The organism is Haloprofundus halophilus (assembly GCF_003439925.1).
Taxonomy (GTDB): domain Archaea; phylum Halobacteriota; class Halobacteria; order Halobacteriales; family Haloferacaceae; genus Haloprofundus; species Haloprofundus halophilus.
In genome coordinates this window covers 246,530-268,575 of the sequence record NZ_QQRR01000001.1, presented here as the reverse complement: position 1 = coordinate 268,575, position 22,046 = coordinate 246,530, and the positions used below count along the sequence as shown (strand labels likewise).

The window sequence follows — 22,046 nt, the reverse complement described above, 5'->3', positions numbered from 1 at the left end:
CATCGCACCCATCTCTCGACAACTACTCCCGCGCTGGCGTACGGCGGTTCGACTCCGCCGGCGGGTATCTCGTATGCACCCATCACGAACGGTAGCGACACCCGTTACTGGCTCGCCGAATGCCAGCGCGACGACCGACCGAACCCCGACGACGAGGGGTCCGTCGACCGCGGCGGGCGAGAACCAGGGGTAATCGATGCCGTTGAAATCCTCCGTCGCGGCGCTGGTGACCAAGAAGTCGATTTTCGCGCTCATCCTCGTCTCGACCGTCGCGTTGGGGGCGGGGTTCGGGGCCCTCGACTCCCCGTTCGGCGGCGATTCGTCGCAGCCGACCGACCAGACCGACCTGACGAACGCGACGTCGACGCCCGACCCGACCGTCACGCCGCCGCCGACGGAGACGGGCGACGACGAGGGGTCCGACCAGCAGCCGACGACGACAGCAGCGCCGTCTAACAGCACCGAAGAGTCGGCGGAGGCGGCGAACTCCGACGAGTCCGACGAGAGCGACGAGAACGACGAAAACGACCGCTCCGAACGCTCGAACGACCGGAGTGACCGGTCGAACGGGAACGACGAGCGCGACGCCGACCTCGGGCTCTCGGTCGGCGACGCCGCCGACGTCCGAAGCGACGACGGCTCCGTCGACGTCGTGAGAGGACACCTGTCCGGGACGGTCTCGTGGGAGCGAGCCAACGTCGACGCCGTCGTCTTCGTCGTGAGTGCGCGGACGGACGACGGCACGTGGCGAGAAGCGACGAGAGAGACCGTCGCGACCGAGGACGAACGCGAACTCGACCTCCGAACCGTGTTCGGCGACGACGCAGTCACGTACGCCGACGACGACACCACCGCGGCGTTCGCGAACGACGACGACGGAACGACCGTCGAGCGAACCGGACGCGTCGGAGTGACCGTCGTTCTCTTCGACGGAGAGCGAGAAGTCGCCCGCGTCACCGAAACCGGCGCGTACGCCTTCGACGTAACGAACGTCGAGGCGAGCGTCGGGGTGTCGGCCGAGTCGGACGCGACCGCCAGCGCGCTCGGGAGCGACGGACTCGCCGCTGGTTTCGCCTAACTACCGATAGAACCGAGGACGCGCCGAAAACCGAACGCGAGACCGACGCTGATTTTCGTCGATTCGAAACTGACAGTCGGCCGGCCTTATTCGTTATCCTGGTGCCGGAGCTCCGGCGGTAACCCGTCGCGACCGAGGCGCTGTCGCCGGCTGTGAAGCGTGTGAACCGCCGCCGACGCGACCAACAGTAACCCGGGGACGAGCGCGCCGACGAGCGACGGTATCGCGCCGAACGGCGGGAGACCGCCGACGACCGCGCCGGCGAACGAGAGCGAGAACGCGCCCAAGAGCAGATAGTAGACGCTCCAGGGGATGTCGTTTCCGGGGACTATTTCGAGATACACGTGGAGATTCGACGCCTCCGTCGTCGTCGAGATGATTCCCCGGTCGCGGTCGTACTCGACGACGCCGACGTCGTGCATCTTCGGGAGATGCGACTGCTGTAAGGCGTTGTACACTCGCCGACGCTCCTCGGAGGAGACCGCAGACGGCGACTGACCCGTCTCCCACGCCGCGACCTGCCGCGAGAGTTCGCCGAGTTCGACCGGCGCGTCTTCCTGGAGGAGCGCGTGTATCGCGTATCGTCGACGCCGATTGCTCAACGTCTCGAACGCCTCCTCCCGAGACAGTGTGAGCTCGTTTTCGTCTACTTCGGTGACACCCATCGCAGAGTAGTCAATTTGGATGATATTTAAAATCTGCGACCAGTATCTAGAGAAGGGTGTTCGGAGCGTGGATTTTTGCGGCGACACAGTCCATATCTGGGTCGGCATATGGGGTATCTCGGTGGGCCAGTAGAGCCCGCAGAGTGTATCGAACGGGCTTCTGAACGACGTTGTGGACGCTCAGTCCGGCGCGTAAACGGACGCTCCTCGTATCCGGGGCAGCGTGAGGCGTCACGGGACGACCGGACGCGGTCGAACGCCCGCGCAACGACGAACTCTCAGCAAATCGGTAGCAGGAATCGGAGTGCCGGGTCCGAATGCGGTGCTGGTGACCTCCGGTGTTCAGCCGAGCATCAATCGAACGTTGTAGACGGTGGTGAACGCCCCGACGAGCGTCAGCGCGATGGGCGGCGCGTAGTACCAGAGTCTGTCTCCGTCCCGAGCAGCGTCGAGGCTGAGCGCGAGGCACGCGAGGAACGCGACGAGTTTCAGCCCGACGAGGCCGCTCTGGCCGAACTCGGTGACGGCCCATCTGAGAACCGGATTGCCCTCGACGGTGGTCGGACTGTAGCCCATGAGCGCGATGGTGGTGACGGTGTCGCCGACGCCGTAGCCGAGGGCGGCGAGAAACCAGAGATTCGTGAACTCCCGTTCGTCGAACGGCGTCTCCGAGAGCGAGAGACGGTCACCCAGTGCGGACGCCGACGCGAACGGGAGCAGTCGCATCGTCCTGTCAGAATACGTGTTGAGAACATAGTACTTTCGACGCCCGTGAAACTCTCGTCCGAGGACTCGTTCACTCCAGTTTCGCCAGGAGGTTGAGGACGAATATCGTCTGGAGCATCTCCGCCGAGCGCCCTCGGTCGAAGACGAGTTCGTCGGTGTCCATCACGTGCGCGAGCACGTCGCGCGAGGAGTGGTCCGGGGCGGCGGCGAGTCCGGCGTCGGCGTCGGCGGCCCACCGCATCACTCTGAGGTCGGATTTGCTGTCGCCCATCACTAGAACGAACGGGTCGTCGACGCCGAGCACGTCGAGCGCGGACTCGACGCCCGCGGCCTTGTTCAGTTCGAGCGACCCGACTTCCGCGGCGTCGGCGTGGTAGTACGCCACGTCGATTCGGTCGAACCGGGCGGCGACGGCCTCGGGGACGGCGTCGACCGACAGTTCGGGAGCGGCGTGTTCGGATTCGAGCACCTCGCGGATCTCGTTGTCCGCGTCCCCGTAGTACGCCCGCGCCCACGACGGGCCGCGGTCGGGCTCCCCCAGTTCGCCCTCGTCGGCGTCCAACGAGTTGACGACCGCCTCGCCGACCAGGTCGAGCAGGTAGACGAGCCCCTCGTCGATGACCGCCGCGGCCCGCTTGCTCCCGGTCTCGAAATTCGGCTTGAGCGTGACGTTGAACTCGTTGCCCTGCAGGTGGACCGACCGCCGGAGTTCGTCGGCGGCGTCGGGCAGCACCCGCGAGCGAATCTCGGTGAACACCGACTGAATCTCGGGGTCGAGGTCCTCGTACAGCAACCGCTTGGTGTCGGAACCGTGGCCCGGCGTGAACACGCCGGTTCCGGCCTCGTAGACGATGCTCACGTCGCCGGAGTGGACGAGTTCGTTGCCGAGACCCTGAATCGCGAACCCCTTGACGTTCTCCAGCGTCTGGCCGGTGCAGATGACGATGGGCACGCCGGCGTCGTGGAACTCGGTGAGCATGTGCAGCGTGTCGCGCGGGATCTCATTGTCGGTGCGCCCCGCCGAGCGAAGCGTCTCGTCGACGTCCAACACCAGCGCGTTCACTGCCCGGTCGTACTTCGAGTGAAGGTCGAGGGCCGTAAACGCCTGCTCTCTGCTCGCCCGCGCGGCGACTTCGGCGTACGTCGCACCCATCGCGAACGCCGACCGAATCTCGTCTTTTCGCTCCTCCAGTTCGTCGTTGGCCTCCTGCCAGTGGTCGAGGGCGACCCGGGAGTCGACCGGCGGGAACACGTCGACGAAGTTCTGGTACTCCCGCAGCGTCTTCGTGTCGAACTCGTCGTACAGTCGATACAGCAGGTCGTACCGTTCCATACTCGGAGAGGGTGTGCCGGCGTGATAAGCGCGACGACGAGCGCGCCCCGACGAAACCGTCGTCGCTCGGGGAGAGAGTAGTGAACCCTGCGCGTTCGCGTCGCCGATGCGCTCCTAACCGACGGGTTCGCGGCGGGACACAACGCTGATACTCGCGGTGTGCCAAACGTCGGGCATGCAGAACTGGACCGACAGCATCGTCGGCGAGCGGATGACCGTCGACAGGGAGTTCAACCAGCGGATTCGGGACTCGGCGTTCACGAGCCAGGAGTGGGGGCTCGTCATGACCGCTACCGAGTTCGAAATCGAGAACGCCGACGACCCCGAGAACGCGCGCATCGTCGCCAACACCGAGAAAGTCCCGCAGATAATCCCCGAACTGGAGAACGTCCGCTCGCAGATGCAGTCGATGGGCGGCGCGCCCGAGCGGAGCAACCGCGGCGGTGGCGGCATCGTCGACTCGATAAAGGGTGCACTGGGACTCGGGAGCGGCGGCGGCGGTGTCGACCAGGAGAAACTCGAACGCGCCGAGCGGCTCACCCAGGAGTACGCCGACGAGCTACAGTCGCATCTCGAACAGAAGGGAAAGTGGCAGCAGGTCCGCGTCGCCTACCAGGAGTGAGCGGTTCGGACGCGTGAACGGAAACAGGACGGGGGTCTCAGATCTCGTCGCCGCCGTGGAACAGCGTCAGTTCGCCCGCTTCGTAGATGTTGATGAGTTCGTTGACTATCTCGTCGTACTCCTCGTCCTCCTCGCGGAGGCTGTCGAGTCGGCTGACGGTTTCGTCGTCGAGGTGGATCTCGGGCATGGTCGCATCTTCACGGGCCACGGGTATAAGCATCGGCCCGCGGTGAGCGGAACCGGAGGGAAAATCGCCTCCGAAACGACGGTGTCGGCGACGGAACTCAGTCCGCTGTCTCGTCGTCCAGCAGCCGTTCGACGTCGCGCTTGGTGCTCGCCCGGAGCGTCCGCGCCGCGAGTTCCCCGGCCGACTCACGGTCCGTCTCGGCGACGTTCGCCTTCACCTCCGGAATCGTGACGGCGCTCATGCTCAGTTCGTCGAGGCCGAGGCCGACGAGTAGTTCCGTGAGGTCGGGGTCGCCCGCCATCTCGCCGCACATGCCGACCCACGCGTCGGTTCCCTCCGCTCCTTCGACGGTCCGCGCGATGGCGCGCAGCACAGGCGGGTGTTGCGGGTCGTGCAGTTCCGAGACGCGTTCGTTCCCGCGAGAGGCCGCCATCACGTACTGCGTGAGGTCGTTCGTCCCGATGGAGAGAAAGTCCGCTCGGGCGGCGAACTCGTCGGCCATGAACGCCGCCGACGGCGTCTCTATCATCAGGCCGAACTCCGGGGTCTCGCCGTCGATTCCCTCGCTTTCGAGGTCGGCGGCGACCGAGTCGAGCCTCTCGCGCGCTTGCTCGAACTCCTCGACGGTGGCGACCATCGGCACCATCACCGCCAGGTCGCCCGCGCCGTCTGCGGCCGCCCGAAGGAGCGCGCGCAGTTGCGTCTCGAAGAGGTCGGCGTCGACGCCGAGCGAGCGCCGGATGCCGCGCTCGCCGAGGAACGGGTTCTCCTCCTCGGGCAGTTCGAGGTACGGGATGGGTTTGTCGCCGCCGACGTCGAGCGTCCGGACGACGACCCGGCCATCGGGGAAAGCGTCCAGCGCCTCGACGTACGCCTCGTACTGCTCCTCCTCGTCCGGCGACGACTCGCGTTCGAGAAAGAGGAACTCGGTCCGGTAGAGGCCGATACCGTCGGCTCCCTGCTCGACCGCGCCTTCCAGTTCGGCGGGTTGGCCGACGTTCGCCGCCACCTCGACGGATTTGCCGTCGGTCGTCGCCACCGGTTCGCGGCGAACCTCCGCGCGGTCGGTGTCGGCGGCCGCCGCGCGCGTCTCCTCGTTCGGGTCGAGAACCACGTCGCCGGTATCGCCGTCGACGACGACTTCCGTGCCTTCCTCGACGGCGAACAGGTCGTCGCCGACGCCGACGACCGCCGGGAGCGCGAGCGACCGCGCGAAGATGGCCGCGTGCGACGTTCTCCCACCCGTAGCGGTGACGAACCCCGAGACGACCTCGGGGTCGAGCTGCGCCGTGTCGCTCGGCGTGAGCCGCTCGGCGAAGACGACGCTCCCCTCGGGCAGCGCCGAGAGGTCGGTCCGCTCGCCGCCGACCAAGAGGCGAAGGAGTCTGTCGCGGATGTCGCGGAGGTCGTCGGCGCGCTCGGCCATCCGGCCTTCCATCCCCTCGAACTGCTCGATGGGGCCGGCGAAGCCCTCGCGGATGGCGTGTTCGGCCGGGAGTCCGCCGTCGAGTTCGTTCCCGACGGCGTCGCCGATCTGGGGGTCGTCGAGAAACTGGAGGTGCGCGTCGAAGATAGCGGCCTCCTCGTCGCCGACCCGCTCGCGGGCGCGTTCGCGCTCGGCCTCCAGTTCGTCGCGGGCGGCGTCTCTGGCCGCCTCGAAGCGCTCGCGCTCGGTCGCCGGGTCGACGGCGTCCGGTTCCGGCGGGTCGTCGAGTTCGAGCGCCTCGCCGGGGCGGTACCAGACGACGGTGCCGACGCCCGACAGCGGCGTCGCGCCGACGCCGGAGAGCGTTCGTTCGCTCACGGGGCGGTCACTCCCCGTCCCCGTCGTTCCCGTCGTCCCCGTCGTCGCCGGCTTCAGGAGTCGACAGTATCTCTTCGAGCGCGTCGAGCGCCGCCTCGGCATCGTCGCCCTCCGCGGCGAGTCGCACCTCGTCGCCGTGGGCCGCGTTGAGGCTCGTCACCGAGAGCATGCTGGCGGCGTTCACCGGTCCGCCGTCGCCGTCGATTTTCTCTATCGTCACCTCGGCGTCGTACTCGTTCGCCGTCTGCACGAACTTCGAGGCCGGACGCGCGTGCAGTCCCGCCTCGGGGACGATGGTGACGGTTCGCTCCATCACGCCATCGCCTCCTCGCCTGTCGGCCGGGCGTCTCCGCCGCCGGTTCGCTCGTCGAATGTTGGTTCCGCGGACGGGAGCCGCTCGATGTCGTCGATGTGGTCTCGACTCATGCCAGTGTGTACGGCGCGCAGCGAAAGCTACTTTTGGTCGGTCGTGTCGAGAAAGAGACCGGTCGTGACCGGGGACATCTCTGAACCGTTCGGCGCGTGGGTGGTTTAGGGCTGTCCGGCGCGTGGGTAGCTCGGGGCCGTCCGACGCGTGGGTTGCTTGGGGTCGTCCGACGAGCGGACCGAACGGGTGGCCTCAGAGCCGTTCGACGACGGCGCTCGTCACGTCCTCGGTGGACGCGTCGCCGCCGAGGTCGGGCGTCCGCGGGCCGTCTTCGAGGACGGACTCGACGGCCGACCGGACGTTCGTCCCGGCCTCGTCGTAACCCAGGTGTTCGAGCAGCATCGCCGACGAGAACAGCGTCGCCGCCGGGTTGGCGACGCCCTCGCCCGCGATGTCGGGCGCGGTGCCGTGGACCGGTTCGAAGAGCGCGCGCTCGGGGCCGACGTTCGCCGACGGCAGCAGTCCGAGCCCGCCGACGAGACCCGCCGCGAGGTCCGAGAGCACGTCGCCCGCCAGATTGGGACAGACGACGACGCCGAACTGCGTCGGGTCGAGACAGACCCGCGTCGCGAACGCGTCCATCAGCACCTCGTCGGTGTCGACGCCGCGTTCGTCGGCGACCGAGAGAACGGCCTCGCGGAACCGACCGTCCGTCTCGCGCATCACGTTCGCCTTGTGAGCGACGGTGAAGCCGCTGTCGTCGTACTCGCCCGTAGAGACGAACTCGCAGGCGTACTCGGCGAGTCGCCGGGAGGCGGAGTCGGTGACGACCCGGGTGAGCGTCGAGAGGTCGTCGCTGAGACGGTCCTCGTGGCCCGCGTAGACACCCTCGGTGTTCTCTCTGAGGAACACGAGGTCGGTCTCCGGGCGGAGCGCGTCGACGCCGGGGTGCGCCTTCGCCGGGCGGACGTTGACGAACGAGTCGACCGCTCTCCGGAGCGGGAGGATGACGTCCGCGGCCGTCTCGCCCGCCGCGCCGAACAGCGTCGCGTCCGCCGAGGCGACGAGGTCGTACGTCTCCTCGGGCAGTGCCTCGCCGGTCTCCTCCTTCACGCGGTCGCCCGCTTCGGCTTCGACGAACTCGAACTCGCCGACCTCGTCGAGCACGCGGACGGCCGCCGGGACGACCTCCTGACCGATGCCGTCGCCGGGGATGACGACTATCTGCTCAGTCATCCGTCTCCACGTACGGCAGCGAGTCGGCCGTCTCCTGTACGGCGTTCCTGTTCGACTTCATCAGCGCCGTCGTGTCCCAGACGCCCTCGACGAGCGCCTTCCGCTGGGCGTCGTCGACGTCGACTGCGACCTCGTTGCCGCCGTAGGTGACGGTCTCGGCTTCGACGTCGACGTCGATGTCGCCGTCGGGGTTCTCGTCGGCCCACGCCTGTAGGTCGGCGATGGTCTCGGAGTCGGCGGTGACCGTCGGGATACCGAGCGCGAGACAGTTGCCCGCGAAAATCTCGGCGAACGACTCGCCGACGATGGCGTCGATACCCCAGCGCATCAGCGCCTGCGGGGCGTGCTCGCGGGAGGAGCCACAGCCGAAGTTGGCGTTGACGACGAGGACCGAGGAGTCGCGGAAGCGGTCCTCGTTGAACGGGTGGTCCTTCTCCTCGTCGTCGTCGCCAAACCGCTGGTCGAAGAAGGAGAACTGTCCGAGGCCGTCGAACGTGACGACCTTCATGAAGCGCGCCGGAATTATCTGGTCGGTGTCGATGTCGTTGCCGCGGACGGGGACGCCCGCGCCGGAGACGTGCCGGACGGTGTCGGCCGGTCCGTCCGCTGCATCGGCGCTCATACCGTCGTCACCTCCGAGAGGTTCCGCACGTCGGTAACTCTCCCTTCGAGCGCCGCCGCGGCGACCATCTGCGGGTTCATCAGAACCGTCCGGCCGTCTTTGCTTCCCTGCCGGCCGATGAAGTTCCGGTTCGACGAGGACGCGCAGGCTTCGTCGCCCTCCAGCTGGTCCTCGTTCATCCCGAGACACATCGAGCAACCGGCGTTGCGCCAGTCGAAGCCGGCCTCGCGGAACACGTCGGCGAGGCCCTCTCTCTCGGCTCGTTCTTGAACACGCTGACTGCCGGGGACGACCATCGCGCGGACGTCGGGGTGGACCTGCCGCCCCTCGACGATTTTCGCCGCGCGGCGCAGGTCGGGCAGGCGGGCGTTCGTACACGACCCGAGGAAGGCGACATCGATCTCGTAGCCCTCCATCGTGTCGCCGGGTTCGACGCCCATGTGCTCCTGCGACATTCTCGCGGTCTCCCGCTTCTCCTCGGGTAGCTCTTCGGGCGCGGGAATCGACTGGGTGACGCCGACGCCCTGACCGGGCGTGGTGCCCCACGTGACGACCGGTTCGAGTTCGTCGCCGTCGACGACGACCACGTCGTCGTACTCGGCGTCGTCGTCGGAGCGGATCGACTCCCAGTACGGCTTCAGTCGCTCGAACTTCTCGGGGTCGTCGGCGAACTCGTCGGTCTCCGCCAACCACTCGTAGGTGGTCTCGTCGGGGTTGACGTAGCCCGCGCGAGCGCCGCCCTCGATGGACATGTTGCAGATGCTCATCCGCCCCTCCATGTCGAGGTTCTCGACGGCCTCGCCGGCGTACTCGTAGACGTAGCCGACGCCGCCGTCGGTGCCGAGGCGGCGGATGACTTCGAGGATGACGTCCTTGGCTTCGACGCCCTCGGAGAGTTCGCCGGTGACCTCTATCTTCCGCACCTTCTGCTTCTCCATCGCCACACAGCCGGTGGCGAGTACGTCTCGAATCTGGCTGGTGCCGATGCCGAACGCCAACGCTCCAAAGGCGCCGTGCGTCGAGGTGTGGGAGTCGCCGCAGACGATGGTTTTGCCGGGCTGGGTGATGCCCTGCTCCGGGCCGATGACGTGGACGATACCCTGGTCGCCGCTCGTCGGGTCGGAGAAGTCGATGCCCGCCTCGCGGACGTTCTCCTCCAGTTCCGCCATCATCTCCTCGGCGGCGGCGTCGCCGTAGGGGCGCGACTGGTCCGCCGTGGGGACGATGTGGTCGACCGTCGCGTGGGTCAGTTCGGGGTAGGCGACCTTCATCTCGCGCTCGCGCAGCATGCCGAACGCCTGCGGACTCGTCACCTCGTGGATGAGGTGGAGGCCGACGAACAGTTGGGTCTGGCCGGTCGGTAGTTCGGCGACGGCGTGGCGGTCCCACACCTTGTCGTACAGCGTGCCCTCACTCATCTACCGGTTCACCCTCGCTCCGTCGTAGGTCGCGTACGGTCTGTCGCTCGTTGCCGCCGCGCGCCCACACCTCCGAGACGTCCTCGCCGTGTCGGGGCGTGTGGTCCACGTCGCGCATCGTCTCGCCCCGTCGACCCGTTCGGCCTTTCGCACCGCCGTCGGCCATCGCTGGCCCCCGCTGGAACACCGCGCCGAACGTCTCGCGCGTGGTCGGATGCGTGTGGCTCACGTCGGCCATCGTTCGTTTCTCGGTCGTGCTCTGGTTTCGTCCGCTTCGTCGGTTTCGTTCGCTCATGCTCTCACTCGCGATTTCTCGTCTTCGTCCTCGTCCGTCGTCTCGCTCTGTTCCTCCTCCGCCCACGCGAACAGGCCGCGCAGTTCCTCGCCGACGGCCTCGATGTCGTGGTTCTTCTCGGACTCGCGCAGTTGCTCGTAGCTCGGGCGGCCGGCCTGGTTCTCGACGATCCACTCGCGGGCGAACGTCCCGTTCTGGACCTGTTCGAGCACCTCCTCCATCCGCTCGCGGGCGTGGTCGTCGACGACGACGTCGCCGCGGGTGAGACCGCCGAACTCGGCGGTGTCGGAGACCGAGTCCCACATCCCGCCGAGCCCGCCCTCGTACATCAGGTCGACGATGAGTTTGAGCTCGTTGAGGCACTCGAAGTACGCCATCTCGGGGCTGTAGCCCGCGTCGACGAGCGTCTCGTAACCCGTCTTCACCAGCGAGGTGACGCCGCCGCACAGCACCGCCTGCTCGCCGAACAGGTCTGTCTCGGTCTCCTCGCGGAACGTCGTCTCGACGACGCCCGCGCGAGTGCAGCCGATGGCCTTCGCGTACGCCAGCGCCTCGCCTTTCGCGTCGCCGGTCGTGTCCTGGTAGATGGCGACGAGACCGGGCGTGCCCTGGTCGGCCTGGTAGTTGCGGCGGACGAGGTGGCCCGGCGACTTCGGCGCGACCATCGTCACGTCGATGTCCTCGGAGGGCTGAATCTGGTTGTAGTGGATGTTGAACCCGTGGGCGAACTGCAGCGTGTCGCCGGGTTCGAGTTCGTCCTCGATGGCCTCGTACACCGACGGCTGGACCGTGTCGGGTACCAGTACGGAGACGACGTCGGCGGCGGCGGCCGCCTCCACGGGCGTCGCTACCTCCAGGCCGTCGTCTCTCGCAGCGGCGCGGGAGGCCGAGTCCTCGCGCAGTCCGACGACCACGTCGACCCCGCTGTCGGCGAGGTTCTGCGCGTGGGCGTGGCCCTGACTGCCGTAGCCGAGTACGGCGACCGTCTTGCCGTCGAGGTACGTTGCGTCTGCGTCGTCGTCGTAGTAGATCGTCGCGTCGAGTTCGTCTGTCATGGTTGGTGTGTCAGTTGGTTTTCGTCGTCGTCGTCGGTTTCGTCGCGATACGTCGAGTCTTTCGGCTCGGTGGAGTGCCCCGGCTCCTCGCCAGGCGTCGTCGGCGTGTCGCCGCGGGCGAGCGCCGTCTGTCCCGTCCGCGCGATCTCGATGATGCCGAACTGTCGGAACGCGTCGACGGCGTCGTCTATCTTCTGCTGGTCGCCCGTGATCTGGACCGTGATGGTGCGCGGGCCGGCGTCGAGCGTCTGGCCCTCGTACATCTGGGTGATCGCGTGGACCTTGTCGGGTTCGTCGCCCCGAACTTTCAGCAGGACCAGTTCGGCGCGCACGGCGTCGTCGTCGAGTTCGCCGACCTGGATGACGGGTTTGAGCTTCGCCAGCTGCTTTTTGACCTGGTCGATGCCGGCGTCGGTCTCCTCGACCACGAGCGTGATTCGCGCGTGGCCGTCGACGGTCGTCTTCCCGACGGTGAGGCTCTCGATGTTGAACTGCCGCCGGGAGAACAGTCCCGAGACGCGCGAGAGCACGCCCGGTTCGTGTTCGACCAGAGCCGAGACGACCGCCGTCCGGTGTCGCGGCTTCGCCTCCGCCTCCGGGTCGATTCGGACGCCGTGGGTGTTGCGTCGGCCCTCCGGGTGGGGACGCTCGTCTGGAGCGGGACCGGGCATGCCGGGTCCGTCGAGTTCGTATCCGCGCTCGGTTTCGAACTCCGGAGCGTCCGTCGAGTCCTCGCCGCTCATAGCTGGTCCTCCGAGAGCGCGAACTTGCCGTTTGCACCGCCGCTGGCGACCATCGGGTAGACGTTCTCCGCCGGGTCGACGCGGAAGTCGACGACCGACGGCCCGTCGTAGGCGAGCGCGTTCTCGATGGCGTCGGCGGCCTCGTCGTAGTTCTCGGCGCTGAAACCGCGCGCGCCGAACGCCTCGGCGAGTTTGGCGAAGTCCGGACACCAGTCGTACTCGGCGGCCATTCGGCGGCCCTCGAAGAACGCGTCCTGCCACTGGCGGACCATCCCGATGTACTCGTTGTTCAGGACGGCGACGGTGATGTCGAGTTCCTCGCGGACGGCCACGGAGAGTTCCTGAATCGTCATCAGGAAGGAGCCGTCGCCGTCGACGCAGACCACGTCCTTGTCGGGTGCGGCGAGTTTCGCGCCGATGGCCGCGGGCAGCCCGTAGCCCATCGTGCCGAGGCCGTGCGAGGAGACCCACGTGCGCGGGTTCGTGAACGTCCAGAACTGCGCGGCCCACATCTGGTGCTGGCCGACGCCGGTGGTGACGATGGTGTCGTCGGACGTCGCCTCGTCCAGCGCCTCGACGACGAACTGCGGTTTCAGCGGCTCGTCCTCGGGAGTTTTGTACGCCAGCGGGTACTCCTCTTTCCACGTCTGGCACTGCTGTCGCCACTCGCGGGCGTCGGGCGCTTGGCCGACTTCCCCGGCCAGTTGGTCGAGGACGGCCTTCGCGTCGCCGACGACCGGGTAGTCCGCGTGGACGTTCTTCGAGATTTCCGCCTCGTCGACGTCGACGTGGACCACTTCGGCCTCGGGAGCGAAGGTGTCGACGCCGCCGGTGAGGCGGTCGTCGAACCGGCAGCCGACGGCGACGAGCAGGTCGCAGTGGGTGACCGCCATATTCGCGTAGCCGGTGCCGTGCATCCCCGCCCACGACAGGCAGAGCTCGTGGTCCTCCGGCATCGAGCCGATGGCGGGCATCGTCGTCACCACGGGAATCCCGTTGTCGACGGCGAACGCCCGAGCCTCCTCGGTGGCGTTGGCCTTGACGACGCCGCCGCCGAACAGGAGGAGCGGTTTCTCCGCGCGCTCGATGGCGGCGGCGGCCGCTTCGACCGATTCGGCGTCGGCCTCCGTCGGGGGCGTCGTCGTCTCCGGCGGCCTGGCCGGACCGGGTTCGCGGTCGGTCTCGGCCATCGTCGTGTCCTTCGGCAGGTCGACCAGCGTCGGCCCCGGTCGTCCCTCCGCGGCGAGCGCGAACGCTTCGCCCACCGTGTCGCCGACGGTGTCGGCGTCGCTGGCGAAGTAGTTGTGTTTCGTGATGGGCGCGGTGACGCCGGTGGTGTCGGTCTCCTGGAACGCGTCGGAGCCGACCATCGTCGACGGCACCTGTCCCGTCAGCGCGAGCATCGCGTCGGAATCCATGTCGGCGTCGGCGATGCCGGTGACGAGGTTCGTCGCGCCCGGCCCCGAGGTTGCGAGGCAGACGCCCGGTTCACCTCGAACGACGCCGTAGGCGTCGGCGGCGTGCGCCGCGCCCTGCTCGTGCGCCATCGTCACGTGGTGGATGTCCGAGTCGTACAGCGCGTCGTAGATGGGCATTATCGCGCCGCCCTGCACGCCGAAGGCGGTTTCGACGCCCGCGTTCTCGAGCGCGCGGACGGCCGACGACGCGCCGGTCGTGATCGGCGTCTGCGTCGTCTCGGCCGTCCGGTCGTCCTCGGTTCTCTCGTCGGTGGCGGGGGTGGTCTGTTGTTCGCTCATGCTGTCCCTCCTCTCTGGTCTGCGTCGTGTGTGGTTGGTGGGTGCGGTCGCATCGGTGGTGTGCGTGTGGCTTGGTGTCGCGGAGCGCGCGAACCGGTCGCGCGGCTCGCTCTCGAAAACGGTGCGAAACGGAGTCGGAAGAGGGGGTGGTGAGGGGCTAGGCGGCCCCTACAATAATGAGCGAACCGAGGACAGCCTCGCCGCGCAGCGACGGCTCGGGAGCCGTCGCGGACGTGCGGCGCGTCACTGACTGTCGCATCTCGTTCGCTCCGTATCACCGGTGGGTAAAAACCCTTTCGCGCCGTGCAAACGTTGCCCGAACGGGTCGCGTTCGCACGGGACGGGAGTTCCTCGGTGGGTCGCCCGCGGGGCGGTGCTCCGGCCCCGCGGAACGAATCGTAAACGCGACTGCTCGCCGGGTGGTACACCCGTGGCTCTTCGGAGCCTGCGACGCCGCGCCGGGACATCAGGCCCGGACCTCCTCCGGTCTCTCGACACCCGCGTCGTGAGCGAACTGTTCGAGGACGCTCACCGTGACGCGCCCGCCGTCCGCGCCGTAGTCTTTGACGCGACGGGTGACCTGTCTGACCTCGGCGTCCGTCGGCGAGTAGCCCGCGTCCTCCAGCCGTTTCCGAACCGAGTGCGCGCCGGTGTGTTTACCCAGCACGAACTCGCGTTTCGCGCCGACCATCTCCGGCGTCATCACGCCGGGTTCGAAGGTGTCGGCGTTCTCGATGACGCCCGCCGCGTGGATGCCGCTCTCGTGCGAGAAGGCGTTCCGGCCGACGACCGGTTTGTTCGCGGGAACCGGGATGTCCGACTTCTCCTCGACGATGCGGGCGAGTTCGGTGATTCGCGTCGTGTCGACGCCGGTGTCGACGCCGTAGACGCTCTCGGCGGCCATGACGACCTCTTCGAAGGCGGCGTTGCCGGCGCGCTCGCCGATGCCGTTGACGGACACCTGCGCCTGCGCCGCGCCCGCCTCGAACCCCGCCAGCGCGTTGGCGGCGGCGAGCCCGAAGTCGTCGTGGGTGTGGACGTCGATGCGCGCGTCGGTGTGCTCCGTGATGGACCCGATGAGGTCGCCGAAGCGCGTCGGCGTCGCGACCCCGCACGTGTCGGGGACGTTTATCCAGTCGACGTCCGCCTCGGTGACGGCCTTGATTATCTCGTAGAGGAACGCCTCGTCGGTTCGCGTGGCGTCCATCGGCGAGAACATCACGTCGACGCCCGCCTCCTTCACTCGTTCGACCGATGCGACCGCTCGTTCGACCGCCTCCTCGCGGGAGGCGTGCATCGAGTCCTGTAGCTGTACGTCACTGGTGCTGACGAACACGTGTACCATGTCGACACCGGCGTCCAGCGCGGCTTCCACGTCGCCGTCGACGACGCGGGCCAAGCCGCAGGTGGTCGTCTCCGTCGCGGCCGCGATGTCGCGGACCGCCTCGAACTCCGCGTCGGAGTTGACGGGGAAGCCAGCCTCGACGACGTGGGTGCCCATCGCGTCGAGGATCGACGCGATCTCTCGCTTGTCGTCGTAGCTGAACGAGGTGCGCGGCGACTGCTCGCCGTCGCGCAGGGTGGTGTCGAACAGTCGTACCGTCTCGATTTCAGATTCGCAGTTCAGTGTGCCGTCGAAGAACTCGACCCGCCGGGGTAGCCGACGTGTCCTCCGTGTCGTTGTGAGACATCGTGTGCCGTGCTCGGGGTGACCACACATATAAAAGTTCCTCTCAGACAGATTCGTGGCGAAATCAGGACGACATCAACGTTCGTGAACGACCGGCGAATCGCACGACTGCAACGTCCTTTCATACGACCCCATTCCTTATATCCGATAATATTGTCGGAGGTCGACAGCCCGCGCCGGCTGGACAAAATTGCCACCAAACGGCGGCGATTCGCCGTGCTACCGAGTCGCGCGCGGATTGTCACGTGAGGTGACGAAAACTGGACGCGCGTCCGTAAGGGAGCGCCACAGAACGGGACAGGTGACCGATCGGTCACAACGAGTCGGGTCCGAACGCGCTCGGGGAGACGGGCGAGCCGAGAGAACAGCGAGGTTCGAGACCCGCCGAGAAGGCGAGGATTTTTGATACCCTCGCGCAAGTGCCGCGTATGAGCGATTTCGACCTCGACCTCCGAACTGCGGAATCCCACATCGAGAACGCCGAGATTCGCGGCGACGTCGTTCTCGGCGTGCTCGACGGGTCGACGGACCCGTCCGAGTGGGTCCGAAACGTCAAGGAAGGAAACGTGTTGGTGCTGTCGGTGCACGGCGACCTGAACAAACTCGCCGCCGGGTTCGCCCGCGAAGTCAAGGACATGGGCGGACAGCTGATGCACTTCCGGAAGTTCCTCGTCGTCACCCCGCCGGGCGTCGACATCGACACCGACCGACTTCGGTAACGAGCGCCGGGTCGAGTCGCGCGCGGCTCACTCGAAGCGTCGCGTCTCCACACCGCATTCCGCACACGAGAGGACGTACACCGTCCGACCGTCGTCTTCGACCTGCTCGTACGACCGGTCGGTCTCCTCGGCGCAGGCCGGACACTCCTCCTCGATGATCGCACTGTCGGCGTCTTTCGGCGCGCCGACGGCGACGAACCGACAGGGTTGCTCGCCCGCGGCGACGGCGCGGTTCGGCGCGTTCCGGGGGACGAAGAAGGCCTCGTCGGCCTCGACCAGGAAGTTGCCCTCGGGCGTCTCGACCCGGAGTTCGCCCGAGAGCACGTAGAACAGTTCCTCGTGGTCGGGATGGCGGTGGTAGCCCCACGGCACCTGCTCGCCGGGGTCGGCCGTGAACACGTTGAACCCGAACTCGCTCGCGCCGACCGCCTCGTCTAGCTCTCTCTTCTCGCGCGTCGGGTTCGGCGTGTTCGGCACCGACTCGACGGACACCTTGCGGTACTCGGGCATGGGTCGGCGTTCGCACTTCTCACCTTTACGTCCGCGGACCGCGGCAGAACTGTTACTCGCTCTCTGCGCCGACGAACGTCAGCACGTGCCCGTCCGGGTCGCGCAGTCGCCGCTCGTCACCGCCGCTACCGGTCGGTAGCGACTCGCAGGCGAACGCCGAGAACGTCTCGGCGGCCGCGTCGGGGTCGTCGACGGCGAGACCCAGTTCGACGTGGACGCCGCCGTGGGCGTCCGCGAGTCCCAACTGCGGCTCCCACAGTTCGAGGTCGAACGGACGGTACGACGAGCGCTCCCGGGCCTCGCCGGGTCCCCGAAGGCGGACGCGCCGTCGGTCGTCGCCGCGGTCGACCACCTCGAAGCCGAGTTCGCCGTACCGTCGCTCCGCGGCGTCGAGGTCGGTCACTTCGAGAACGACCTCGAAGATGCCCGTGAGCGAGAGTGAGGCGTCGTCGTCGGCACCGTCAACGCGGTCTGTCCTCGATTCGTCGTCGGTGCCGCCGATTTCGACGCAGTGGTCATCGGGGTCGTCGACGTACAGCGACCGGTAGGAGCCGAACTGTACCTCCTCAGGGGCCAGATTCGAGAGGTGGTCGAGCCATCGGTCGTACTCGTCGCCGGGCGCGGAGAACGCGTAGTGAGTGTGGAGACCGCCGCGCGGGACGCCCGTCGGGCGTCGAATCCGGAGGTCGACGGGGCCGACGGGGTAGACGAGAACGTCGTCGCCGTCGCTCGCGGCGTCGAGACCGAGGCGGTCACCGTAGAACGACCGCGCTCGGTCGAGATACTTCACTTCGAGGCCGAGGTGTGCGAGACCGACCAGCATGTGGGGTCGTACGCCCGTGACCGGCAAGAGCGCATCGGCGAGGAGGTAGCGAAAGAGCGCGTCGGCGACGGCGAAAGGAGACTACGCGTCGCCCTCGGGGCGGAGTTCGTCGACGAGATACGTGAACAGCGCGTCGCGGAGTTCGTCGGGCGCGCTGTCTTCGTCGAGCGTCACCCAGCGGACCCGCGCGCCCTGTAGCGCCGAGAGGACGAGCGTCGCGACCGCGTCGGGGTCGACTTCGCGGAACGTTCCCTGTTCGACGCCGTCGGCGACGATGTCGACGAACAGTTCGTGGATCGCGGCGTCGTTGGTCGCCAGTTGCTCGCGGAACGCCTCGTTGTAGGGCGCTTGCGCGCGGAGTTCGAGAAGCGTCGTCTGAAACGCCTTGTGCGCCTCGCGGTCCGGACCGAAGAGGAGCATGTCGACGAGCGTCGTCAAGCGGTCCAGCGGATCCGACTCCTCGTCGAGCGCGAGCCGCTCGTCGAGCTGCGCGAGCATGTAGTCGAGGAGCGCGACGAGCAGTTCATCTTTGGTGTCGTAGTGATAGTGCAGCAGCGATTTGCTCTTGTCGAACTCGTCGGCGATTTTCTGCATCGTCAGCCCCGCGTACCCGTGTCTGGTCAGAGCGCGGAACGTCGCCTCCATGATGGCGTCGCGCGTCGGCTGGTTCGCCGTTTCCTCGGTGTCACCCATCAGTCGGTTTGACTCGTCGAACGCGTCGCTTATATCTTCTGTCTCCGTGCCCCGCGTCCGTCGGTCAGCCGTCTCCGTGCCTCGCGTCCGTCGGTCAGCCGTCGGCGTCGGTGCGGGAGTCGATGCGCTCCGCGCACCACGGGCAGAACTCCATCTCCTCTTCGACGGCTTTGCCGCAGTTCGGACAGTTCCACGTGGCTTCGGCGTCGGACGGCCCGTCGTCACCCTCGCCTGCGGCGGCCGCGTCCTCGGCGCGGAGTGTGCGGAGGCCGACGAGAACGGCGTCGAGTGCGCTCGCTACGATGACGAACGAGACGAGCAGCAGTTCTTCGAGAACGACCGGTGAACTCGGGGCCTGGTCGGCGACGAACGGCGGCCCCTGCGAGACCGTCGAGTCGAGAAACGCGACCGTCTCCGGAGAGAAGAACAGTTCTCCGACGAGGATGACGAGCGCCATCCACGCGATAGCGCGTCGCCACCGCCGCAGGTACAGGTGGCCGAGTCCGGCGATGAACATCCCGAGCGCGCCGGCGATGAACGGCTTCAGCCGTCGGAGACTGACCATAGTCGGGAGAAATCGACAGTCGAACTTGAACGTTCTGTTCGGCAGAACGGATAGTTCGAACCGGCCGGAGGGGACTCGACCCCTCGGGACGAGACCACGCGGGACGAAACCACGCGGGAGGAGACCGTGCCGGAACCGGGCGAACGAAGTCGGGCGAACGAAGCCGAACGACGCGCCGCGGTGCGGCCGGAGCGTCATTTATCCGTCTTCCGCCCTAATCTGCGTCCATGCCGATGAAAGGCGGCCGCGAGGAACTCCGCGAGATAGACCGGTGGGACCACGGCGTCGGATGGATGGCGCACCCCGGCGAGGAGATGCAGCGCGCGAGTCACGCGCTGGAGCTCGACGGCGGCGTGTGGGTCGTCGACCCCGTCGACACGGACGGCGTCGACGAACTGCTCGCCGAGTTCGGCGACGTCGCCGGCGTCGTCGTCGGCCTCGACCGGCACAAACGCGACGCCGCGGCGCTGGCCCGTCGACACGGCGTTCCCGTGTACGTCCCCGACTGGATGAGCGGAGTCGCGAAGAAACTGAACGCCGAGGTCGAGCGGTTCGGCCGCGAACTCGGCGACACGGGCGTCCGCGCGCTCACCGTCCGCGACTCGTCTGTGCCGCCGTGGCAGGAGGTCGGCCTCTACGACGAGTCGACCGGGACGCTCGTCGTCCCCGAGGCGCTCGGGACGGCGCCGTACTTCCTCGCCGAAGGCGAACGCCTCGGCGTCCACCCGATGCTTCGGCTGTTCCCGCCGACGCGCGCGCTCTCGGGTCTCGACCCCGAGCGGGTTCTCGTCGGCCACGGCGAGGGTGTTCACGAGAGCGCGAGCGAGGCGCTCGCCGACGCGCTGGAGAACTCGCGGAGGCGGACGCCGTCGCTGTACGGGAAGACGCTCAAGACGATGGTCTCCGGGTGACGGAGCGACCGAACACCCCCTCGCACCGAGTCAACGAGGTTATATCACCGCACCCGGAACGGCCGCGCGTGGTCTACGCAACCCGCGGACTGGTCGACGTGCTCTTCGGCCTCGCCGAGGACGCCGAACCGGAGCGAGCGAACGTCGTGCTGGCGACGACGCCCGCGGGCGAGTTCGAGACGGAGCTCGGATTGGACCCCGAGACGCCCGTGCTGACCCACTTTTACCTCCCGGACGCCGGGCGGTCGGTCAACGCCATCTTCGGCGTCGACCTCGCGACGCCCGCCGGTCGGGGGCGTGCTCGCTTCGTCAGCCACCCGCAGGGAAAACTCGAAGTGACGAAGCGCGACGACCTCGCGGGCGTCGTCCTCGTCGCCGTCCCGCCGTGGGAAGACCGCTCGCTCGGGGCGTTCGACCGGGCCGGGGCGCGACTGGAACTGTCGATTCTCGACGCCGAACCGCCGCAGGAATCGTTCGCCTGAGTCGGGCGACCGGCGCGACGCCGGCGGGGCGGCGGTCGGGTCTCCGACCGCGACGCTACTTCAGGTAGCCGAGGTCGGTCAACTGGTCGGCGATCTCTTCGAACTCGGCTTCGGTGAGCTGTCCCTGCCGCTGGTGTTGGATGACGATGCTCCGGAGCAGGAACCGGACGAGATCGCTCGTACTGGAGAAACTCGTCCCCTCGATGGTGTCGTCGACGCGTTCGGCGAGTTCCTTCGGGATGGAGACGGTCGTGTACTCCGTCATACACGCCTTCAGGGACGGGGGTCGGATAAAGACGCTGGCTGCCGTTGGGGTTTTGTCCTTCGAGTCCCAACAGCGCGCCATGGCAGCGCGGCCCCCACAGCGCGATAGCTCCGAACCCGACCAGATCGAGTTCGGCATCGCCGCTCTCGACGCGCGACTGTCGGACGCCGGGGTACAGTTCCCCGCGACGAGCGACGAACTCGTCGCGGCGATCGACGAAACCGAGATTCCCTGCGACGCGTCGGGGAACACGCTGCGCCTCTCGGAGGCGCTGGACCGAGTCCACCAAGACCGGTTCGAGAACAAGACCGAGTTGCTCGACAAACTCCACCCGGTGTTCGAAGAGGAGCGCGCGGCCGTCGGAAAGAGCGTCTTCGGTCGCCTCCGCGCGCTGATTCCGTTCTGAATCGGTCGCGCACCGCTCGGCCGACCTTCGCGGCGGCGTTATCGCTTCTGTCTCGGTTTCCGTTTCGGAGCCGAGGCGTCCGTTCGCTCGTCGAGTTCCTCGATTTTTCGGAGCTGCTCGCGGTGGAACGTGAGAATCATGTCCGCCAGCACGCCGAAGATGAGCAGTTGGACGCCGAAGAGGATACCCGCGGCCGCGCTGACGGCGATGACCTCGTGCGAGACGCGGGGCGGGACGAACCACTCGTAGGCGACGTAGAGCGTCAACAGCAGTCCCGTCAACGTCGAGAGAACCCCGACGCTGCCGAAGTAGAACAGCGGGTTGTTCGTCTTCGCGCGGCGGTACAGTTCGAGGAAGATGATGCTGCCGTCGCGGAACGGGCGGAGGTTCGTGTCCGACCCGTCCGGACGGGGGTGGTAGGTGACCGGGACGACGGCCGTCGGAACGTTCCGCTTCGCGCACTCGACGGACATCTCGGTCTCGATACCGAACCCGTCGGAGGTGAGGTCGAGTCGCTCGAACGACTCGCGGGTGAACGCGCGGTAGCCGCTGAGGATGTCCGCGAAGTTCTCGCCGTGGATGTACGCGAACGCCCGGTTGACGATGCGGTTGCCGAGTTTGTTCAGCCCCGTCATCGCTCCGGGACGCATGTCGGCGAAGCGGTTGCCGACGACGTGTTCGTAGCCGTCGTCGAGCGGTTCGAGCATCGCCGCGGCGTCGTTCGGCGGGTTCGTTCCGTCGCCGTCGGCCATCAGCACGTACGGCGCGTCGATGTACTCCATCGCCTCGCGGATGGCCTGTCCCTTCCCGGTCCCGGACTGGGTCTCGACGCGTGCGCCGTGCTGTCGGGCGATGTCGCGCGTGCCGTCCGTGGAGCGGCCGTCGATGACGAGGACGTCGGAGAAGCCCTGCTCGCGGTAGCCGTCGACGACTTCGCCGATAGTCTCGGCCTCGTCGTACGTGGGGAGGAGCACACAGACGTCGGCGCGGTCCATTGGCGTGACCTGTGTGAGGGTCGCATAAAAACGCTTCCTCCTGCTCTGAGAAGGGGTCGAAAGCCCACATCGCGGGGGT

At 67.5% G+C, this 22,046-nt stretch carries 26 protein-coding genes; 6 read left to right on the top strand and 20 right to left on the bottom strand.

What is annotated here, in order from left to right:
* The first annotated feature begins 196 nt into the window (after nucleotides 1-196).
* On the top strand, nucleotides 197-1,078 hold the full coding sequence (locus DV709_RS01275; protein WP_117591174.1) for a hypothetical protein: 882 nt from the start codon (nucleotides 197-199) through the stop codon (nucleotides 1,076-1,078).
* Between the two features lie 86 nt (nucleotides 1,079-1,164).
* Here the strand turns inward: DV709_RS01275 and DV709_RS01270 are convergent, their stop codons facing one another.
* The 3 genes from DV709_RS01270 to DV709_RS01260 form a co-directional block, all read right to left on the bottom strand.
* Complete coding sequence (locus tag DV709_RS01270) at nucleotides 1,165-1,743, bottom strand: DUF7344 domain-containing protein (RefSeq protein ID WP_117591173.1); 579 nt, start codon at nucleotides 1,741-1,743, stop codon at nucleotides 1,165-1,167.
* 342 nt (nucleotides 1,744-2,085) lie between these two features.
* The gene (locus DV709_RS17920) at nucleotides 2,086-2,469 is read right to left on the bottom strand and encodes a hypothetical protein (RefSeq protein WP_198665622.1); all 384 of its coding nucleotides are present in this window, start codon (nucleotides 2,467-2,469) and stop codon (nucleotides 2,086-2,088) included.
* 70 nt (nucleotides 2,470-2,539) lie between these two features.
* The gene (locus DV709_RS01260) at nucleotides 2,540-3,802 is read right to left on the bottom strand and encodes an HAD family hydrolase (RefSeq protein ID WP_117591172.1); all 1,263 of its coding nucleotides are present in this window, start codon (nucleotides 3,800-3,802) and stop codon (nucleotides 2,540-2,542) included.
* 175 nt (nucleotides 3,803-3,977) lie between these two features.
* Between DV709_RS01260 and DV709_RS01255 the strand changes: the two genes are divergently transcribed.
* Nucleotides 3,978-4,424 carry a DUF5799 family protein gene (locus DV709_RS01255; protein WP_117591171.1) on the top strand — a complete coding sequence of 149 codons (447 nt, stop codon included), beginning with the start codon at nucleotides 3,978-3,980 and terminating at the stop codon, nucleotides 4,422-4,424.
* Between the two features lie 37 nt (nucleotides 4,425-4,461).
* Here the strand turns inward: DV709_RS01255 and DV709_RS17915 are convergent, their stop codons facing one another.
* From DV709_RS17915 to DV709_RS01205, 11 genes are all read right to left on the bottom strand, one after another.
* Nucleotides 4,462-4,611, bottom strand: coding sequence for a DUF7557 family protein (locus DV709_RS17915; protein ID WP_168191266.1), 150 nt, complete (start codon nucleotides 4,609-4,611; stop codon nucleotides 4,462-4,464).
* 97 nt (nucleotides 4,612-4,708) lie between these two features.
* Nucleotides 4,709-6,415 (bottom strand): phosphoenolpyruvate--protein phosphotransferase, encoded by a 1,707-nt coding sequence (gene ptsP, locus DV709_RS01250; RefSeq protein WP_117591170.1) that lies wholly within the window; start codon nucleotides 6,413-6,415, stop codon nucleotides 4,709-4,711.
* 7 nt (nucleotides 6,416-6,422) lie between these two features.
* Nucleotides 6,423-6,728: a phosphocarrier protein HPr gene (gene ptsH1, locus DV709_RS01245; protein WP_117591169.1), complete on the bottom strand. Its 306-nt coding sequence runs from the start codon at nucleotides 6,726-6,728 to the stop codon at nucleotides 6,423-6,425.
* Between the two features lie 306 nt (nucleotides 6,729-7,034).
* Nucleotides 7,035-8,018 (bottom strand): 3-isopropylmalate dehydrogenase, encoded by a 984-nt coding sequence (gene leuB / locus DV709_RS01240; protein WP_117591168.1) that lies wholly within the window; start codon nucleotides 8,016-8,018, stop codon nucleotides 7,035-7,037.
* Nucleotides 8,011-8,640 carry a 3-isopropylmalate dehydratase small subunit gene (leuD, locus tag DV709_RS01235; protein ID WP_117591167.1) on the bottom strand — a complete coding sequence of 210 codons (630 nt, stop codon included), beginning with the start codon at nucleotides 8,638-8,640 and terminating at the stop codon, nucleotides 8,011-8,013. Before leuD ends, leuB begins: the two co-directional genes overlap by 8 nt.
* Nucleotides 8,637-10,058 (bottom strand): 3-isopropylmalate dehydratase large subunit, encoded by a 1,422-nt coding sequence (gene leuC / locus DV709_RS01230; protein WP_117591166.1) that lies wholly within the window; start codon nucleotides 10,056-10,058, stop codon nucleotides 8,637-8,639. Before leuC ends, leuD begins: the two co-directional genes overlap by 4 nt.
* A complete protein-coding gene (locus tag DV709_RS01225) occupies nucleotides 10,051-10,353 on the bottom strand; it encodes a hypothetical protein (RefSeq protein WP_117591165.1) in 303 nt (100 codons plus the stop codon). The genes leuC and DV709_RS01225 overlap by 8 nt, the downstream gene beginning before the upstream one ends.
* The gene (ilvC, locus tag DV709_RS01220) at nucleotides 10,350-11,408 is read right to left on the bottom strand and encodes a ketol-acid reductoisomerase (protein ID WP_117591164.1); all 1,059 of its coding nucleotides are present in this window, start codon (nucleotides 11,406-11,408) and stop codon (nucleotides 10,350-10,352) included. Before ilvC ends, DV709_RS01225 begins: the two co-directional genes overlap by 4 nt.
* The gene (gene ilvN / locus DV709_RS01215) at nucleotides 11,405-12,151 is read right to left on the bottom strand and encodes an acetolactate synthase small subunit (RefSeq protein WP_117591163.1); all 747 of its coding nucleotides are present in this window, start codon (nucleotides 12,149-12,151) and stop codon (nucleotides 11,405-11,407) included. Before ilvN ends, ilvC begins: the two co-directional genes overlap by 4 nt.
* A complete protein-coding gene (ilvB, locus tag DV709_RS01210) occupies nucleotides 12,148-13,908 on the bottom strand; it encodes a biosynthetic-type acetolactate synthase large subunit (protein WP_117591162.1) in 1,761 nt (586 codons plus the stop codon). The genes ilvN and ilvB overlap by 4 nt, the downstream gene beginning before the upstream one ends.
* A 466-nt stretch (nucleotides 13,909-14,374) precedes the next feature.
* A complete protein-coding gene (locus DV709_RS01205) occupies nucleotides 14,375-15,628 on the bottom strand; it encodes a LeuA family protein (protein WP_117591161.1) in 1,254 nt (417 codons plus the stop codon).
* 398 nt (nucleotides 15,629-16,026) lie between these two features.
* On the opposite strand from DV709_RS01205, the gene DV709_RS01200 reads away from it, so the two are divergent.
* Nucleotides 16,027-16,317 carry a DUF5779 family protein gene (locus tag DV709_RS01200; RefSeq protein ID WP_117591160.1) on the top strand — a complete coding sequence of 97 codons (291 nt, stop codon included), beginning with the start codon at nucleotides 16,027-16,029 and terminating at the stop codon, nucleotides 16,315-16,317.
* 27 nt (nucleotides 16,318-16,344) lie between these two features.
* Here DV709_RS01200 and DV709_RS01195 read toward each other — a convergent pair whose 3' ends face one another.
* The 4 genes from DV709_RS01195 to DV709_RS01180 form a co-directional block, all read right to left on the bottom strand.
* A complete protein-coding gene (locus tag DV709_RS01195; RefSeq protein WP_117591159.1) occupies nucleotides 16,345-16,827 on the bottom strand; it encodes a cupin domain-containing protein in 483 nt (160 codons plus the stop codon).
* Nucleotides 16,828-16,879: 52 nt separating this feature from the next.
* Nucleotides 16,880-17,650: a VOC family protein gene (locus tag DV709_RS01190; protein ID WP_117591158.1), complete on the bottom strand. Its 771-nt coding sequence runs from the start codon at nucleotides 17,648-17,650 to the stop codon at nucleotides 16,880-16,882.
* A gap of 81 nt (nucleotides 17,651-17,731) precedes the next feature.
* Nucleotides 17,732-18,343: a TetR/AcrR family transcriptional regulator gene (locus DV709_RS01185; protein ID WP_117591157.1), complete on the bottom strand. Its 612-nt coding sequence runs from the start codon at nucleotides 18,341-18,343 to the stop codon at nucleotides 17,732-17,734.
* A gap of 94 nt (nucleotides 18,344-18,437) precedes the next feature.
* Nucleotides 18,438-18,908, bottom strand: coding sequence for a zinc ribbon domain-containing protein (locus tag DV709_RS01180; protein WP_157972616.1), 471 nt, complete (start codon nucleotides 18,906-18,908; stop codon nucleotides 18,438-18,440).
* Nucleotides 18,909-19,135: 227 nt separating this feature from the next.
* On the opposite strand from DV709_RS01180, the gene DV709_RS01175 reads away from it, so the two are divergent.
* On the top strand, nucleotides 19,136-19,819 hold the full coding sequence (locus DV709_RS01175; RefSeq protein ID WP_174786386.1) for a hypothetical protein: 684 nt from the start codon (nucleotides 19,136-19,138) through the stop codon (nucleotides 19,817-19,819).
* Nucleotides 19,816-20,301 (top strand): hypothetical protein, encoded by a 486-nt coding sequence (locus DV709_RS01170; RefSeq protein ID WP_394338677.1) that lies wholly within the window; start codon nucleotides 19,816-19,818, stop codon nucleotides 20,299-20,301. Before DV709_RS01175 ends, DV709_RS01170 begins: the two co-directional genes overlap by 4 nt.
* A gap of 55 nt (nucleotides 20,302-20,356) precedes the next feature.
* Here the strand turns inward: DV709_RS01170 and DV709_RS01165 are convergent, their stop codons facing one another.
* Nucleotides 20,357-20,566 carry a ribbon-helix-helix domain-containing protein gene (locus tag DV709_RS01165; RefSeq protein WP_058581891.1) on the bottom strand — a complete coding sequence of 70 codons (210 nt, stop codon included), beginning with the start codon at nucleotides 20,564-20,566 and terminating at the stop codon, nucleotides 20,357-20,359.
* A 79-nt stretch (nucleotides 20,567-20,645) separates the two neighbouring features.
* On the opposite strand from DV709_RS01165, the gene DV709_RS01160 reads away from it, so the two are divergent.
* Entirely contained in the window at nucleotides 20,646-20,972 is a 327-nt protein-coding gene (locus DV709_RS01160; RefSeq protein WP_117591155.1) for a DUF5789 family protein, read from the top strand.
* Nucleotides 20,973-21,010: 38 nt separating this feature from the next.
* On the opposite strand, the gene aglJ is transcribed toward DV709_RS01160, so the two are convergent.
* Nucleotides 21,011-21,967, bottom strand: coding sequence for an S-layer glycoprotein N-glycosyltransferase AglJ (gene aglJ, locus DV709_RS01155; protein ID WP_117591154.1), 957 nt, complete (start codon nucleotides 21,965-21,967; stop codon nucleotides 21,011-21,013).
* Nucleotides 21,968-22,046: the final 79 nt, after the last annotated feature.

Excerpts from the sequence above, each read along its gene's own strand:
- DV709_RS01275 (WP_117591174.1), top strand. The coding sequence starts at position 197 with ATGCCGTTGAAATCCTCCGTCGCGGCGCTGGTGACCAAGAAGTCGATT.
- DV709_RS01270 (WP_117591173.1), bottom strand. The coding sequence starts at position 1,743 with ATGGGTGTCACCGAAGTAGACGAAAACGAGCTCACACTGTCTCGGGAG.
- DV709_RS17920 (WP_198665622.1), bottom strand. The coding sequence starts at position 2,469 with ATGCGACTGCTCCCGTTCGCGTCGGCGTCCGCACTGGGTGACCGTCTC.
- DV709_RS01260 (WP_117591172.1), bottom strand. The coding sequence starts at position 3,802 with ATGGAACGGTACGACCTGCTGTATCGACTGTACGACGAGTTCGACACG.
- DV709_RS01255 (WP_117591171.1), top strand. The coding sequence starts at position 3,978 with ATGCAGAACTGGACCGACAGCATCGTCGGCGAGCGGATGACCGTCGAC.
- DV709_RS17915 (WP_168191266.1), bottom strand. The coding sequence starts at position 4,611 with ATGCCCGAGATCCACCTCGACGACGAAACCGTCAGCCGACTCGACAGC.
- ptsH1 (WP_117591169.1), bottom strand. The coding sequence starts at position 6,728 with ATGGAGCGAACCGTCACCATCGTCCCCGAGGCGGGACTGCACGCGCGT.
- leuB (WP_117591168.1), bottom strand. The coding sequence starts at position 8,018 with ATGACTGAGCAGATAGTCGTCATCCCCGGCGACGGCATCGGTCAGGAG.
- leuD (WP_117591167.1), bottom strand. The coding sequence starts at position 8,640 with ATGAGCGCCGATGCAGCGGACGGACCGGCCGACACCGTCCGGCACGTC.
- leuC (WP_117591166.1), bottom strand. The coding sequence starts at position 10,058 with ATGAGTGAGGGCACGCTGTACGACAAGGTGTGGGACCGCCACGCCGTC.
- DV709_RS01225 (WP_117591165.1), bottom strand. The coding sequence starts at position 10,353 with ATGAGCGAACGAAACCGACGAAGCGGACGAAACCAGAGCACGACCGAG.
- ilvC (WP_117591164.1), bottom strand. The coding sequence starts at position 11,408 with ATGACAGACGAACTCGACGCGACGATCTACTACGACGACGACGCAGAC.
- ilvN (WP_117591163.1), bottom strand. The coding sequence starts at position 12,151 with ATGAGCGGCGAGGACTCGACGGACGCTCCGGAGTTCGAAACCGAGCGC.
- ilvB (WP_117591162.1), bottom strand. The coding sequence starts at position 13,908 with ATGAGCGAACAACAGACCACCCCCGCCACCGACGAGAGAACCGAGGAC.
- DV709_RS01205 (WP_117591161.1), bottom strand. The coding sequence starts at position 15,628 with ATGTGTGGTCACCCCGAGCACGGCACACGATGTCTCACAACGACACGG.
- DV709_RS01200 (WP_117591160.1), top strand. The coding sequence starts at position 16,027 with ATGAGCGATTTCGACCTCGACCTCCGAACTGCGGAATCCCACATCGAG.
- DV709_RS01195 (WP_117591159.1), bottom strand. The coding sequence starts at position 16,827 with ATGCCCGAGTACCGCAAGGTGTCCGTCGAGTCGGTGCCGAACACGCCG.
- DV709_RS01190 (WP_117591158.1), bottom strand. The coding sequence starts at position 17,650 with ATGCTGGTCGGTCTCGCACACCTCGGCCTCGAAGTGAAGTATCTCGAC.
- DV709_RS01185 (WP_117591157.1), bottom strand. The coding sequence starts at position 18,343 with ATGGGTGACACCGAGGAAACGGCGAACCAGCCGACGCGCGACGCCATC.
- DV709_RS01180 (WP_157972616.1), bottom strand. The coding sequence starts at position 18,908 with ATGGTCAGTCTCCGACGGCTGAAGCCGTTCATCGCCGGCGCGCTCGGG.
- DV709_RS01175 (WP_174786386.1), top strand. The coding sequence starts at position 19,136 with ATGCCGATGAAAGGCGGCCGCGAGGAACTCCGCGAGATAGACCGGTGG.
- DV709_RS01165 (WP_058581891.1), bottom strand. The coding sequence starts at position 20,566 with ATGACGGAGTACACGACCGTCTCCATCCCGAAGGAACTCGCCGAACGC.
- DV709_RS01160 (WP_117591155.1), top strand. The coding sequence starts at position 20,646 with ATGGCAGCGCGGCCCCCACAGCGCGATAGCTCCGAACCCGACCAGATC.
- aglJ (WP_117591154.1), bottom strand. The coding sequence starts at position 21,967 with ATGGACCGCGCCGACGTCTGTGTGCTCCTCCCCACGTACGACGAGGCC.